General features: G+C 67.5%; 12 protein-coding genes. 8 read left to right on the top strand and 4 right to left on the bottom strand.

The features are described from left to right. Positions 1 to 268: 268 nt before the first annotated feature. The 8 genes from rfbA to ACIQTP_RS34860 all read left to right on the top strand — a co-directional run bounded on the left by rfbA (position 269) and on the right by ACIQTP_RS34860 (position 8,334). Positions 269 to 1,192 carry a glucose-1-phosphate thymidylyltransferase RfbA gene (rfbA, locus tag ACIQTP_RS34825; protein WP_403407509.1) on the top strand — a complete coding sequence of 308 codons (924 nt, stop codon included), beginning with the start codon at positions 269 to 271 and terminating at the stop codon, positions 1,190 to 1,192. 2 nt (positions 1,193 to 1,194) lie between these two features. Then, positions 1,195 to 1,806, top strand: coding sequence for a dTDP-4-dehydrorhamnose 3,5-epimerase (gene rfbC, locus ACIQTP_RS34830; protein ID WP_403407545.1), 612 nt, complete (start codon positions 1,195 to 1,197; stop codon positions 1,804 to 1,806). Between the two features lie 285 nt (positions 1,807 to 2,091). Next, positions 2,092 to 3,432 (top strand): PLP-dependent aminotransferase family protein, encoded by a 1,341-nt coding sequence (locus ACIQTP_RS34835; protein WP_403407511.1) that lies wholly within the window; start codon positions 2,092 to 2,094, stop codon positions 3,430 to 3,432. A gap of 52 nt (positions 3,433 to 3,484) precedes the next feature. After that, the gene (gene dpgA, locus ACIQTP_RS34840) at positions 3,485 to 4,633 is read left to right on the top strand and encodes a 3,5-dihydroxyphenylacetyl-CoA synthase DpgA (RefSeq protein WP_403407513.1); all 1,149 of its coding nucleotides are present in this window, start codon (positions 3,485 to 3,487) and stop codon (positions 4,631 to 4,633) included. Beyond that, positions 4,627 to 5,352: an enoyl-CoA-hydratase DpgB gene (gene dpgB / locus ACIQTP_RS34845; protein ID WP_403407515.1), complete on the top strand. Its 726-nt coding sequence runs from the start codon at positions 4,627 to 4,629 to the stop codon at positions 5,350 to 5,352. Before dpgA ends, dpgB begins: the two co-directional genes overlap by 7 nt. After that, positions 5,349 to 6,707, top strand: a complete 1,359-nt coding sequence (gene dpgC, locus ACIQTP_RS34850; protein WP_403407517.1) for a (3,5-dihydroxyphenyl)acetyl-CoA 1,2-dioxygenase DpgC — start codon at positions 5,349 to 5,351, stop codon at positions 6,705 to 6,707. The genes dpgB and dpgC overlap by 4 nt, the downstream gene beginning before the upstream one ends. 86 nt (positions 6,708 to 6,793) lie before the next feature. Then, positions 6,794 to 7,510 carry an enoyl-CoA-hydratase DpgD gene (gene dpgD, locus ACIQTP_RS34855; RefSeq protein WP_403407519.1) on the top strand — a complete coding sequence of 239 codons (717 nt, stop codon included), beginning with the start codon at positions 6,794 to 6,796 and terminating at the stop codon, positions 7,508 to 7,510. A 176-nt stretch (positions 7,511 to 7,686) separates the two neighbouring features. Further along, on the top strand, positions 7,687 to 8,334 hold the full coding sequence (locus ACIQTP_RS34860; RefSeq protein ID WP_403407521.1) for a histidine phosphatase family protein: 648 nt from the start codon (positions 7,687 to 7,689) through the stop codon (positions 8,332 to 8,334). Between the two features lie 36 nt (positions 8,335 to 8,370). Here the strand turns inward: ACIQTP_RS34860 and ACIQTP_RS34865 are convergent, their stop codons facing one another. The 4 genes from ACIQTP_RS34865 to ACIQTP_RS34880 all read right to left on the bottom strand — a co-directional run. Beyond that, positions 8,371 to 9,672: a cysteate synthase gene (locus ACIQTP_RS34865; RefSeq protein ID WP_403407523.1), complete on the bottom strand. Its 1,302-nt coding sequence runs from the start codon at positions 9,670 to 9,672 to the stop codon at positions 8,371 to 8,373. Positions 9,673 to 9,844: 172 nt separating this feature from the next. Further along, complete coding sequence (locus tag ACIQTP_RS34870) at positions 9,845 to 10,903, bottom strand: alpha-hydroxy acid oxidase (RefSeq protein WP_403407546.1); 1,059 nt, start codon at positions 10,901 to 10,903, stop codon at positions 9,845 to 9,847. A gap of 86 nt (positions 10,904 to 10,989) precedes the next feature. Next, complete coding sequence (gene hppD, locus ACIQTP_RS34875; RefSeq protein ID WP_403407525.1) at positions 10,990 to 12,111, bottom strand: 4-hydroxyphenylpyruvate dioxygenase; 1,122 nt, start codon at positions 12,109 to 12,111, stop codon at positions 10,990 to 10,992. Between the two features lie 213 nt (positions 12,112 to 12,324). Next, on the bottom strand, positions 12,325 to 13,887 hold a 1,563-nt coding region (locus tag ACIQTP_RS34880; RefSeq protein WP_403407527.1), incomplete at its 5' end, for an alpha/beta fold hydrolase.

The raw sequence follows: 13,887 nt of genomic DNA on the forward strand, positions 1-13,887 counted from the left end.
CGAAGACCGCCACAACGCCGCGGCACAGCCGTTCCAGTGGAGGTTCACCGCATCCGACCTGGTCGAACCGCCGGTCCGGCTCGACCGACACACACTCGATCGGCAGGAAGGGTCACTGAGCCGAGATCTTCGAATCCTGGCGCGTCGATCGTCCGCCGCGCCCGCCTCCAGGCAGACCTCGGGCGCACCGTGCCGTGAGCCTGGCACTCGCGGAGCCCGCCGAGGAGGGTCTTCTAAAAGACGATCTAGAACCATACAGTGGTGCCCCATGCGTGGCATCGTTCTCGCCGGTGGAACCGGCTCCCGGCTCTGGCCGGTCACCAAAGCGATCTCCAAACAGCTGTTACCCGTGTTCGACAAGCCGATGATCTACTACCCGCTCTCCACGCTGATCATGGCGGGGATACGAGAAATCCTGATCATCACCACCCCTCAGGACCAGCCCCAGTTCCACCGTCTCCTGGGAGACGGCAGCCAGTGGGGGATCGAGCTGAGGTACGCAGTCCAGCCCCGGCCCGAGGGCATCGCGCAAGCCTTGCTGCTCGGTGAGGAATTCATAGGCGACGATGCGGTGGCGTTGGCGTTGGGTGACAACATCTTCCACGGCGTGGGCCTGGGCCGACAACTGCGCAGTCACACCGACCCCAAGGGCGGTCGCATCTTCGCGTACCAGGTCGCCGACCCGAGCGCCTACGGCGTCGTGGAGTTCGACCCGGACGGTGTGGCCCTGTCCATCGAAGAGAAGCCTGCACGTCCGAAGTCACGGTATGCGGTGCCCGGCCTGTACTTCTACGACAACGAGGTCGTGGAGCTTGCGAAGACTCTCAGGCCCAGCGCCCGTGGTGAGTTGGAGATCACCGAAGTGAACAACGCCTATCTGGAGCTGGGCCGGCTCCAGGTGACGCCGTTGGAACGCGGCACAGCGTGGCTGGACACGGGTACGTTCGACTCACTGGTTCAGGCCGCCGAGTTCGTCCGCGTGCTGGAACAGCGGCAGGGCCTGAAGGTCGGCTGCGTGGAAGAGGCCGCGTGGCGGGCCGGATTCCTCGACGCGGAACAGCTTCACCGCCTCGCCGCACCTCTCATGCACAGCGGCTACGGCCGCTACCTGTTGACGTTGCTCGACGCCGATGAGAGGCCCTCGCCATTACGGACTGTCGAGAACGTTGAGGAACGAGGAGACCTGAAGTGAAGATCACGGCCCTGTCCATTGAGGGCGCTTGGGAAGTGACGCCGCTACAACGTGGTGATGAGCGTGGCGTGTTCATGGAGTGGTACCGGTTCGACCGGCTGGCGGAGACGGTCGGCCATCCACTGCGGTTGGCCCAGGCGAACTTCTCGACATCGGCCCAGGGAGTGGTGCGGGGCATCCACTTCGCGGATGTTCCTCCGGGTCAGGGCAAGTACGTGAGCTGCGTGCGTGGGGCCGTGTTGGATGTCGTCGTCGATCTGCGCGTCGGCTCCCCGACCTTCGGCACGTGGGACGCTGTTCGTCTCGACGACATCGATCGCAAGTCGGTCTACATCTCCGAAGGACTGGGGCACGGGTTCTGCGCCCTCACCGATGGAGCCACCGTCGCATATCTGTGTTCGGAAGCGTACGCACCCCTGCGCGAACACTCGATCCAGCCTTTCGACCCGGATCTGGCGATCGAATGGCCAGTCGAGACGCCGATCCTCTCCAGCCGGGACGAGACCGCCCCCTCACTCGCCGAGGCTCACGCGGCCGGTCTGCTCCCGGATCATCGAGCCTGCCGTGAGTTCACTGCCGACAACACCAGTGCATACGCCCGCCGCGCCAGGTGACGACGGCTCGCAAAACCCGAAAGGGAACCACGCATTCCCCCCAGGATACCGGCCGGGCCCATGCCATGCTCGCGTCCTCGCGACCTGATGCGCCGGGGATCGGATGACCGGCGCAGCCAGTGAAGATCATGAACGTCGAGACACCTCTCGGGTGATTCGGCGCGACGCAAACAAGATCAGAAATCTCTATACCGCCACACGAGGGTCCTGGTAGCCTGCACAAAAGATCTTGTTCCCATAAGTTCAGAGGCAGGCGGCGGTTGCCGCCTTACGGGAGGTGCCTCGGTGGCAGCCAACCACCTGTTAAAGGAGGAGCTGCACGCCAGCGTCTCCGATCCAGTGCTCGACACGATGAACTTCCTCAACGGGATCACGCACCGCTACCCGGAGGCCATCTCGTTCGCTCCGGGCCGCCCGTACGACGGATTCTTCGACGTACAAGAGATATTCAGCCATATTCGCCGCTATCTCGACCACCTCGCGGAGAGCGGGCACACGCCCGGCGAGATACGTGACGCGATGTTCCAGTACGGGCCGACCAGCGGCCAGATCCGAGAGTTGATCGCCGACTCGCTTCGCAAGGACGAGGACATCGATGTAGCTCCTGAAGCCATCGTCGTCACGGTCGGCTGCCAGGAGGCCATGCTCCTGACGCTGCGCGCACTCATCGCGAACCGCGACGATGTGCTGCTGGTGGCCAGCCCCTGTTACGTGGGCATCACAGGCGCCGCTCGGCTGCTCGACATCGAGCTCACCGCCGTCGAAGAACGGGCCGACGGTCTTCAGTGCGCCGACGTCGAGGCCGCGATCCGGTCCGAGCGGGCGCGCGGTCGCCGCCCCCGAGCGCTTTACGTGGTTCCGGATCATTCCAATCCGTCCGGTGTCACATTGACCTTGGACGCTCGCAGGGAACTGCTCGAGCTCGCCAGCCGTGAGGACATTCTCCTGCTGGAGGACAGCCCCTACCGGATTGTCAGCCCCGGTCCCCAGGTGCCCACTCTCAAGTCCCTCGATCGCGAGCGCCGTGTCGTCCATCTCGGCTCGTACTCGAAGACCCTCTTCCCCGGCGCGCGAGTGGGCTTCGCCGTCGCCGATCAGGTCGTCGTCGACCGAGACGGCAACGAAGGCCTGTTGGTGGACGAGATCACCAAGCTGAAGAGCATGGTGACGGTGAACACGTCCGCGCTCGGCCAAGCAGTAGTGGGCGGCATGCTCCTGGCAGCCGACGGGCGCACCGCCGACATCAACGTCGACACCTCCCGGTACTACGGAGATGCGATGCGGGCCATCCTCCAAGAGCTCGACGGGGCCTTCCCCGAACCGGAGCGAACGGAACTCGGCCTGCGATGGAATCAGCCCAGCGGCGGCTTTTTCCTCACCATGGACGTTCCGTTCCGCGCGGACGATTCCGCGCTGGAACGCTCGGCGGAAGAACACGGCGTCATATGGACGCCCATGTCCTACTTCTATCCTCAGGGCGGCGGAGCCAACAGCATCCGACTGTCCATCAGCTATCTCACACGTTCCGAGATCTCGGACGGAGTCAAGCGTCTGGCAGGTTTCATCAGGAGTGAGATCGCGGCCCAGACCCCGTTACGACCCACAAGGAAGTCGACAAGTTGCTGACCGCGCACACGCTCATTCGCAGTAAACCGCGGATGTGGGGGTGGACCTTCCGATGACCACCGTGGCGAACCCTCCGAGTACCGACGTGATCGAACCGTCGAAAATATCCCCCGGCCAGTTGCTGACCTCAGCCCGCATCATGGGTGTCGCTACAGCCGTGACCGGAAGTTCGTACACACAGCGGGAACTGCTCGACATATTCGAGATATCGGACCCGAAAGTCCGATCCGTGTTCCTCAACAGTGCGATCGAAAGGCGCTACCTCTCCCTTCCTCCCCGCGACGAGGAAGGCACCATTCTCCCCGAGGCACAGGGAGAGCTGCTCGACAAGCACAAAGAGCTCGCCCTCGACATGGGAGCCCGGGCGATCCGCACGTGCCTGGCCAACGCGGGCATCGACGTGGACGACATTGCCTACCTGTGCGTGACGACCACCACGGGCTTCCTCACTCCCGGGTTGAGCGCCTTGTTGATCCGCTCCATGGGGCTTCTCCCCCAAACGAGCCGGGTGGATGTCGTAGGCATGGGCTGCAACGCCGGGCTCAACGCCCTTCAGGCGGCTGCTGGCTGGGCCACCGCGCATCCGGGTCAGGTCGCCGTCATGCTGTGCGTCGAAGCCTGCTCCGCCGCCTACGTCATCGACTCCACTCTGCGGACCGCGGTCGTCAACAGCCTTTTCGGTGACGGCGCCGCAGCTGTCGCACTGGTCGCCGACCCGTCCGGATCCTCCGCCCCTCGCGGTACGCCGACCCGTTTCGACGGTCCGCGGATCCTTGGATTCACAAGTCATCTCATCACCGACGCAATCGACGCGATGCGATACGAGTGGGATGACGCGCAGAACAAGTTCAGCTTCTACCTCGACCCACACGTTCCCTACGTGGTGGGCGCTCACGCGGAACAGGTCGTCGACCGTCTGCTCTCCGGAGCGGGCCTTCGCCGCTCCGACATCAGTCACTGGCTTGTGCATTCCGGCGGCAAGAAGGTCATCGACGCCGTACGCATCAACCTCGGCCTCACTCGCCACGATGTGCGGCACACCACCGGCGTGCTGCGCGACTACGGAAACCTCTCCAGCGGTTCGTTCCTGTTCTCCTACGAGCGGCTGCTCCAGGAGGAAGTTGCCACGACAGGCGAGTACGGCGTCCTGATGACCATGGGCCCAGGCTCCACCATCGAAACCGCGCTGATCCAATGGTGAAAGAGGACCAGGTGAAGGAAACCACTACCGCAGCGAGGCAGACCGCCGCGGAGTTCGATCAGGAATCGCGAACCTTGAGGATCGACGGGCGACTGCCGCTGACCGCCACGATGGTCGACGCAGTCAACACTGCCTGCGACAAGGCCGAGGACAGCCGCATACCCCAGCTGATCATCCGGGCATCGGGCCTGTCCGACGCATCCCGGGCCCACGGCGTGACCATCTCTCTGGTCAGCAAGTGGGAGCGCGCCCTGCGCCGGCTGGAACGTCTGCCTGTGCCCACCATCGCCGTTGTCGAGGGGCCTTGCAGCGGTCTCGCCCTGGACGTCCTGCTGAGCGCCGACTACCGCATCGGCAACGAGACCGCGAGTCTTTCCGTATCGGTCGACAACGGAGCGACCTGGCCCGGAATGGCTCTTTACCGGCTTGGCAGGTCCCACGCCGGCGCCGCCGCGGTCCGCCGTGCCGTGCTCTTCGGCACCCCCGTCAACGCGCAGCAGGCACTGGAACTTCAGCTGATCGACGTGCTGACGGACGACGTCGAGAGCGCCCTCGCAACAGCCGTGGCGTCCACCTCCTCCGTACGGAGAACCGAGCTGGCCATCCGCCGCCAACTGTTCTTCGATGCCGCCAACACCAGTTTCGAGGAGGCGCTCGGTGCGCACCTCGCCGCATGCGACCGGGCGCTGCTGAAGGCCTCTGCCGAGGCGGTGGCATGACCATCCACGAGAACCGGCCCGGAGCGTCCGGCGATGTGCACGCGGTGACCGCCAACCTGGAGAGCGCACGCCATTCACTGACGGCGGCGGCAGCGGCCACCGACGACTTGCTGACCCGGCTGGGCGAGCCGTCGGCTCGGTCACCTCGGCAGCGAGCCGAAGCCGCGGCGGCGATCGACGCCACCAGGGCACTACGCGTCGCGTTCATGGACACGCACGCCGAAGCGGTCTACGCAGAACTCACGGACAACAGAACCCGGCTGCTGCGGCTGGACGAGCTCGCTCGGGCCGCTGCCTCTCACTTCCCCGGGCTTGTGCCCACCGAGAAGCAGCTGGCGAGCGAGCGCGACAGACCCCAGGCGCACAAAGAAGGCCATGAGATCGACCAGGGCGTCTTCTTCAGCCGCGTGCTGCGTTCCCCGTCAGCAGGATCCCATCTGCTCGACGCGATGCTGCGCCCCACTCCGGATGCTCTCGATCTGCTGCCGGAATTCACCGAGACCGGCAAAGCGGAGCTGCGGTCGGTGACGCTGGAGCGCATCGGCGCCGTCACCCACCTGACCATGTGTCGCGACGACTCACTGAACGCCGAGGACAACCAGCAGGTCAGTGACATGGAGACAGCGGTTGACCTGGTCCTCCTCGACACGGCCACCGAGGTCGGCGTGCTGCGGGGCGGTGTCATGTCGCATCCCCGGTACCGCGGCCGACGGGTCTTCAGCGCTGGAATTAACCTCAAGTCCCTGCACGGCGGCGAGATCTCGCTCGTCGACTTCCTGCTCAGGCGCGAGCTGGGGTACCTCCACAAGCTCGTCCGCGGTGTCGTGTGGAAAGGAGCCGCCGACTGGCGCCGGTCCACCGTCGACAAGCCCTGGGTGGCCGCCGTGGACAGCTTCGCGATCGGCGGTGGCGCACAGCTGCTCCTGCTCTTCGACCATGTCCTCGCCGCATCGGACGCCTATGTGAGTCTGCCCGCGGCGCAGGAGGGCATCATCCCGGGAGTGGCCAACTTCCGGCTGACTCGCTCGGTAGGTCCGCGGCTGGCTCGGCAGATCATTCTGGAGGGCCGGCGCATCCACGCGAGCGAGCCGTCGGCCCGGCTGCTCATCGACGAGGTTCACGAACCGGCCGTGCTCGACGCGGCCGTCGAGAAGAGTGCCGAACGCCTCCGCGGATCGGCCGTTCTCGCGAACCGGCGCATGTTGAACTTCGCCGAGGAACCGATCGACCAGTTTCGCTCCTACATGGCCGAGTTCGCGTTGAATCAGGCCCTGCGGTTGTACGACGCGGACGTGCTCGACAAAGTCAGCCGCTTCTCGGTGGCTGCGGCCACAAAGGCCGGAACGGCCCGATGACCGGCACCGACCGGAGCGGGGTTCGGTACGAGAAGAAGGAGCACGTCGCGTACGTGACCCTCGACCGACCCGACGTACTCAACGCGATGGACCTGCGCATGCACCAGGAACTGGCGGCGGTCTGGGACGACGTCGAGGCTGACGACGACGTGCGGCTCGCGATACTGACCGGCGCGGGAGACCGTGCTTTCTCAGTGGGGCAGGACCTGCGCGAGCGGGCCCTTCTCGACCGGGAGGGGGTACCCCCTTCGACGTTCGGCAGCCGGGGTCAGCCCGGCTGGCCCCGGCTGACCGAACGCTTCACCCTCTCCAAACCGGTCATGGCGCGGGTCGACGGATACGCGTTGGGCGGCGGGTTCGAGCTGGCGCTGGCCTGTGACCTCATCATCGCCTCGGACCGGGCGGTCTTCGCCCTGCCCGAGGCGACCCTCGGGCTGGTGCCCGGCGCTGGAGGAGCCTTCAGACTGGCGCGCCAGCTTCCCTTGAAGGTCGCCATGGGCTACCTCCTGACCGGCGCCCGTATGACGGCGCAGGAGGCGCTGCGCTTCGGACTGGTCAACGAAGTCGTCACGAGCGAAAAGCTCGACGAGACGGTCGCCGCATGGACGAAAGCGGTGTTGCGCAGTGCCCCATTGGCCGTGCGCGCCGTCAAGGAAGCAGTCATGCGTTCTGTGGACATGCCTCTGGAGGACGCGTTCAGTACGTCCTTCCCGTGGGAGCAACGTCGCCGGCACAGTGTGGACGCGGTGGAAGGGCCACGGGCCTTCGCAGAGAAACGCCCACCTGTCTGGCAGGGGCGCTGACGGGTCCACTCGAGGCGCGGCGCATCACCGGATGAACCCCGCGCGGATGGTTGTCCTCACCACCGGGCGCCATCCGCGTGGTCACGGTGCGGTCGTCGCCACATGACTCGAGCAGTCGGTCGCTTCCGCCGTCACAGGCCCCGATCCGGGCCCATGGGTAAGGAACTCAACGAAACATGCATGGGGAAAGCTCGCGAGGCCGCAGGATCGTGCTGTGGCGTCACGGTCAGACTGCCTGGAACCGGGAGCAGCGCTTCCAGGGAACCACCGACATCGGGCTCAACGCCGCGGGAGTCGAGGAGGCCCGCCGTGCGGCGACGGCACTGGCAGCCCTCACCCCGGATGCCATCATCACATCGGACCTGAGGCGCGCTGCCGCCACGGCGGAAAGGCTTTCCGCGCTGATGCGACTTCCCGCCGTGCCCAAGACCGGTCTACGCGAGGCGTACACCGGCCGGTGGCAGGGGCTCACTCACCAGGAGATCGTGAACAGGTACGGCGAGGAGTACGCCGCCTGGAAACGGGGCGAGCCCGTCCGGCGAGGGGGTGGCGAGCTGGACACCGAGGTGGCCGAGCGCGCGGTGCCCATCGTGGAGCGGTACGCCGAACGGCTTCCCGAGCACGGGACGTTGGTCGTGGTCAGCCACGGCGGGACCATTCGGGCGACGGTTGGCCGTTTGCTGGGGCTGCGTCCGAGCAAGTGGCTTTCGCTGGGCGGTCTGTCCAACTGCCGTTGGCACGTGCTCAGCCAGGAGTCCTCGGGTTGGCGGCTCTCGGTGCGCAACGCGGGGGCGCCGCAGGAGGCGGAGTTCGGCGAGGGGTGACGCTGCCGTCTCCCGGCGACGCATTGTGCGGCCAACCTATCGGGCACGGTCCGGGAACAGTCCGGCGATCCGCGGCACAAGGCTTTGTGCGCTCTCCTCCCGCAGGTCGACGACCAGGGCGGCCTCCGCGTCGTACAGCTGGTGGTCTTGCGCCAGCCGGGCCCGGCCCCCGCCCGTGATATTCAGGAGGACGCATGCCTCCTTGGGTATCCGCTCGTCGAGCACCGCGTTCCGGAGGCCTGCGAGGGCCACGGCGGAGGCCGGCTCGATGTCGACGGACTCGACCTTGCTGAAGACGTCCCTCTCGTACTCCGCCGCAGCTTGTTCAACGGTCAGCATGTCGCCCGAGCTTTCGGTGAGCACGTCGAACACGCCGGAATGAACGGCGTACGGAGGGAAGCGATTGGTCAGCTCATCGGCGAAGACCTGCTGCGTCACGGCCCGCGAAGCATCGGCACTGAACGTGGCGAGCTCTCGCGTCCCGGACTTCCAGGAGTCGGCGAGCGGCGCGAAGGCCGCGTTCTGACAGAGCATCAGCCGCGGCAGGTCACGGCCGTAGGCACCCGTGCCGAGGAGCCTGGTCGCCGCCTCGTGGACGGCGATGGCGCCGGCTCCGCTGCCGACGGCCTGGACGTAGTGGTCAGGCATCTGTCCCATGGCTTCCACGCTCGCGTACAGGACCGTGGCAAGGCCGTCGCGCCTGCCGATGTTGCGCACACCGCCTTCGGCCTGAAAGCCGGGGAGGGCGGCCACCGACTCGGCGAGGGCGATGGCATCGGAGTAGTCGGCGCCGTCCAGCACGACGAGCTTCACTGCCGGGTCCAGTGGCATCCGGAATCTCATCTTCGCCAGTCCGCGCCTCGGCACGATGAGGAGACACGGCCGGCGGTACCGCGAGCAGACAGCGGCGAAGGCCGCGGCGGTGTTGCCCGCGGAGGCCACCACCAGCACCGGGGGGTCGCTCGGCAGGCGCCCCAGGACCGCGTACGCCTCCAGTTCCTTGAACGTCGCGGTTTCGATGGAGGCCCCGCGCTCGGGCCAGTAGCCGTTGAAGGCAATCCAGAGGTTCGGCAGACCGAGCTGGGCGGAGAGTTCCTCGCTCTGGAACACGACCGTCCGGGCCCGCGTCGGGAACGTCCGGGTGACCGGAAGCCAGTCCCGGTAGCGGAAGAGACCCTCGGAATCGGCCTTCGGCGCGAACTCCTTCACCAAGTAGTCGGACCGGAGCAGCGCCGGCCCGTGATCACGGCTGCACGACAGTGTCAGTCCGTCATCCTGACTGCGCCGTCCGCATATCGGACAGAACACCGCGTAGTGGCGGCTCACCCTTTTCTCCATTTCCGCATTCCTTTCTCAGGGTCCGCGCTGACATGTCATCCGGAGACGTGTAGGTCCGTCCCGGGATCCGCCCCCGGTTGCCGCCGAGCGCGGTGGCGCGGCGGACGCCTGGTGGCCGGCACGCTTGTGCCCGTGCCGGCCACCGGCGCCTGTCCGCCGTGGCGGCCGGGGGTCAGCCGGCCCCCCTGACCGTGCGGATCTCCCTGGCGGCCGCCACCCCGTCGCAGCCCGCGAGGCCGAGGGCGTCGCGGAGTTCCGCCGCCAAGAGGTGCAGGACATGTGCCACGCCCGGCTCCCCCGCCGCGGCGAGCCCCCACAGCACCGGGCGCCCCACGAGTACGGCGTCGGCTCCCAGCGCGAGGGCGCGCAGTACGTCGGTTCCGCTCCGGATCCCGCTGTCGAGGAGGACCCGGCAGTCGCCGCCCGCCTCCTCGGCGACCGCCCCGAGCGCGTCGATGGCGGCGACGGCGCCGTCCAGCTGACGGCCGCCGTGGTTGGACACCACGACTCCGTCCACTCCGGTGTCGGCGGCGCGCCGCGCGTCCTGTGGGTCGAGTACGCCCTTCAGGATGAGCGGCAGCCTGGTGCGCCTCCGCAGTTCCTCCACGTCCGCCCAGGTCAGCGAGGGGGTGAAGGCGGCCTGGGTGTGGGTTGCCACCGCGGATCCGGACGTCTGCACCCGGTGCGCCTCGGAGGCCGATCCCCATGCCAGGTTGGCGGCCTCGACCCCGGGGGGCAGGACGAACCGGTTCCGGACGTCCCGCAGCCGGCGTCCCATCCACGGCACGTCGACGGTGAGCACCAGCGCCGCGCATCCGGCGGCCTCCGCCCTCTCGACCAGCTCGAAGGTCGCCTTCCGGTCGCGCAGCCAGTACAGCTGGAACCAGACGGTGCCGCCGATCGCGGCGATGTCTTCGATCGGGCAGCTGCTCAGGGTGCTCGCGGTGAAGGGGACTCCCGCCGCCTTGGCCGCTCGCGCACCGGCCAGCTCTCCCTCGGGGTGGACCAGGCTGTGGTACGCGATGGGGGCGGTGGCCACCGGCATGGCCTGCGGCGCTCCGAACAGCGTGGTCTCCAGGGCGCAGTGCGCCACGTCCCGCAGGACGCGCGGGACGAGGGCGATCCGCCGCACTGCCGCGCGATTGGCGGCCAGCGTCTCCTCGGCGCCGCTGCCGCCGGAGACGAAGTCCCACACGTCGGCGGGCAGGGCGTGCCGTGCCGCCCGCTCCATGTCCTCGATGCAGTGCACGTCCCGCTCGACGTCCCACGGCGCACCGGCCGATGCCCGCGGACCTGCGGCGGCCTCCCCGGTACGGTTCACAGCGGCTGACCCTGTTTCGCGATGCGCTCCATCTCCACTGCCTCGTAGAGAGCCTTGATGTTGGAGCTTCCGAAGGTCTGCGCCCCGCACCGCTCGATCACCTCGAAGAAGAGGGTGCGCCGCGGATGGGTGGAGCGCGCGAATATCTGGAACAGCTGTCCGGCATGGTCCTCGTCGACGAGGACGTTCAGTGCGTGCAAGCTCTCCAGGGAGTGCTTGCTCAGGGTGATGCGCTGCTTCAGGAGGGTGTAGTACGCGTCCGGGGTGGTCAGGAACTCCACTCCGCGGCCGGCGAGCGCACCGACGGAGCGGACCACGTCGTCCGCAGCGAACGCCACGTGCTGCACCCCGGATCCGACGTGGTTCTTGAGGAACTCGTCGATCTGACCGGGGTCGGCCGCGGGGTCGGGCTGAAGGATCGTGAAGGTCACCTCACCCGACCGGCTCTGGACCACCTTGGACAGCATCGCCTGGGTACCCACGACGATCCGCTCCGCGAAGATCTCGCTGAACCCGAACGACTTCCGGTACAGCTCCACCATCGGTTCCAGCTCGCCGACGTTCACGCACACGGCGAAGTGGTCGATCTCCAGGAGGCGGAGCCCGTCCGCGGCAACCGCTTCCGACTCCGTGGGCCGGCCGGCCCCGGGAATCGGCCGGAACTCGGCGGGCAGCCCGGCGCCCTTGCCCGTACGCCGCTGCACCAGGGTGTGCACCACATCACCGAATCCGGAGACCGTCGCGCTGACCGCGACGTCGTCCCCCGCGTGTTCGACGGGTTCCGCGAGTGCCCGGGCGCCGTTCTCCACGGCCTGGCCGAACGCCGTGCGCACGTCCCCGGTGCGCAGGGCGATGTTCGCGATGCCGTCACCGTGGGCGAGCACGTAGTCGGAGGCTGGATGCTGCTCGGCCGTCGCCTGCGTCAGTACGAGCCTCATCGCACCCTGGCCCATCACCGCGGCCCGGAATCCCTGCTCCGGGGAACCGCCCGCCGCGACCTCCACGAACCCGTAGGAGTCACGCCACAGGGCGATCTGCGCGTCCAGGTCGCGGACGTACATCTCCACGTAGTCCAGCTCGAAGTCGTCGACAACCGTGTTCACCTTGGAAGAAGTCACGGACACTCCAGTTCTCTTGCGTGGCGAGACAGCATTGAAAAGAAGCAGAAAGGACAAAAGCACTCTCGATTTCAGGTCGACTCCCGCACGAGGACAGGCAGGGTCGGGGAAAGGGCGCTGGGGTGCGTGGTGCGGCCCACGCCGGAAAGGCCCTGCGAGGGACAGGGCGGCGTCACGCGAGGGACGTGTGGCCGCCCTGTCCCTTCCGGCTGATCAGAAGGCGTCGGGTTCTCTGCCGGGCTGCAGGCGGTCCCGGAGTACCCGGCCGATGTGCGCGAGCGGCTCGGGCCGCATCATGGCGACGTGATCACATTCAATCACGTGTTCGTCAACTCCGCCTGAGACATGGGGAGTCCACGCCTCGCTACCCGACATCGGCATCGGGTTGTCAACGCCCGCACGGAAGAAGAGGAGGTCCCCCTCCACCGCTCCCGGGGTGACGGAACGGGCGAGCTTGCGGTTGTTCTCGATCACCGCGATCAGGCCCGCGGCCTGATCGGCATCGACGTCGAGACTCCGGGCCACTTCACCGATCTGGTCCGCGGCATAGGCCTCCAGCAGGCTGGAGACTCCTTCGGTGTCGTCGCCTCCGGCAGCGTCGTCGGGCAGGATCAGGCCGGCGGCCTCGGCGAGGGCCCGGATGAGGCCCTGCCGGTCGTCCTCCATGTCGGGCGCCTGCGATGACGGGTAGGCATCGACGACCGCGAGGAGGCCGACCTCCTGCTGCTGCCTCTGGAGTTCCTCGGCCACCGCGTGCGCGACGAGTCCGCCGAAGGACCATCCCAGGAGGCGGTACGGCCCCGCGGGCTGGACGGAGCGGATGAGCTGCGCGTACTCGGCGGCCATCTCCTCGACGCTGGCGGCGGGCTCTCCGCCGCCCGCTCCCCTGGACTGAAGTCCGTAGATGGGCACTTCGGCCGGCAGTTCCTTGATCAGGCCCGAATAGCACCAGCTCAGGCCCGCCACGGGGTGCACGCAGAAGAGGGGGCTATCCGTGCCCTGGCGGCGCAGCGGGAACAGGGCGTCGAAGGGATCCGTGACGTCGGCTTCGTCGAGGCGGTCGGCGAGTCCGGCGACGGTCGGCGCCTCGAAGAGCGACCGGATGCTCACCTCCGCGCCGAGCACCGACCGGATGCGGCTGACGAGACGGGTCGCCAGCAGCGAATGACCGCCCAGGTCGAAGAAACTGTCGTCGATGGAGACGGCGCCGGCGCCGAGGATTTCGGCGAAGAGACCGCAGAGGATCTCTTCCCGCGGTGTCCGGGGAGCCCGCCCGGACGCGTTCGACGTGTACTCCGGCGCCGGGAGGGCGCGCCGGTCCAGCTTGCCGTTCGGCGTCAACGGCAGGGAGTCGAGCGTGACGTACGCCGACGGAACCATGTAGTCCGGCAGCCGTTCCGCCGCGAAATCGCGCAGTGCGGCGGTGTCGACGACACCCTCCTCGCACGCGGCTACGAGGTAGGCCACGAGCCGTTTGTCGCCCGGCTGGTCCTCCCGCACCACCACTGCCGTCTGAGCCACCTGCCCGTGGCCCGCCAGGACCGCTTCGATCTCACCCGGCTCGATACGGAAACCACGCACCTTCACCTGCGCGTCCGCACGCCCCACGAACTCCAGCACACCATCCGCGGACCAGCGCACCACATCCCCGGTCCGATACATCCGCGAACCGGACACCCCCGCGAACGGATCCGCCACGAACCGCTCAGCCGTCAGACCAGCACGCCCCAGATAACCACGCGCCAACTGCGCACCGGCGACATACAACTCACCGGC

The organism is Streptomyces sp. NPDC090798 (assembly GCF_044768965.1).
In the GTDB taxonomy this organism is placed as follows: domain Bacteria; phylum Actinomycetota; class Actinomycetes; order Streptomycetales; family Streptomycetaceae; genus Streptomyces.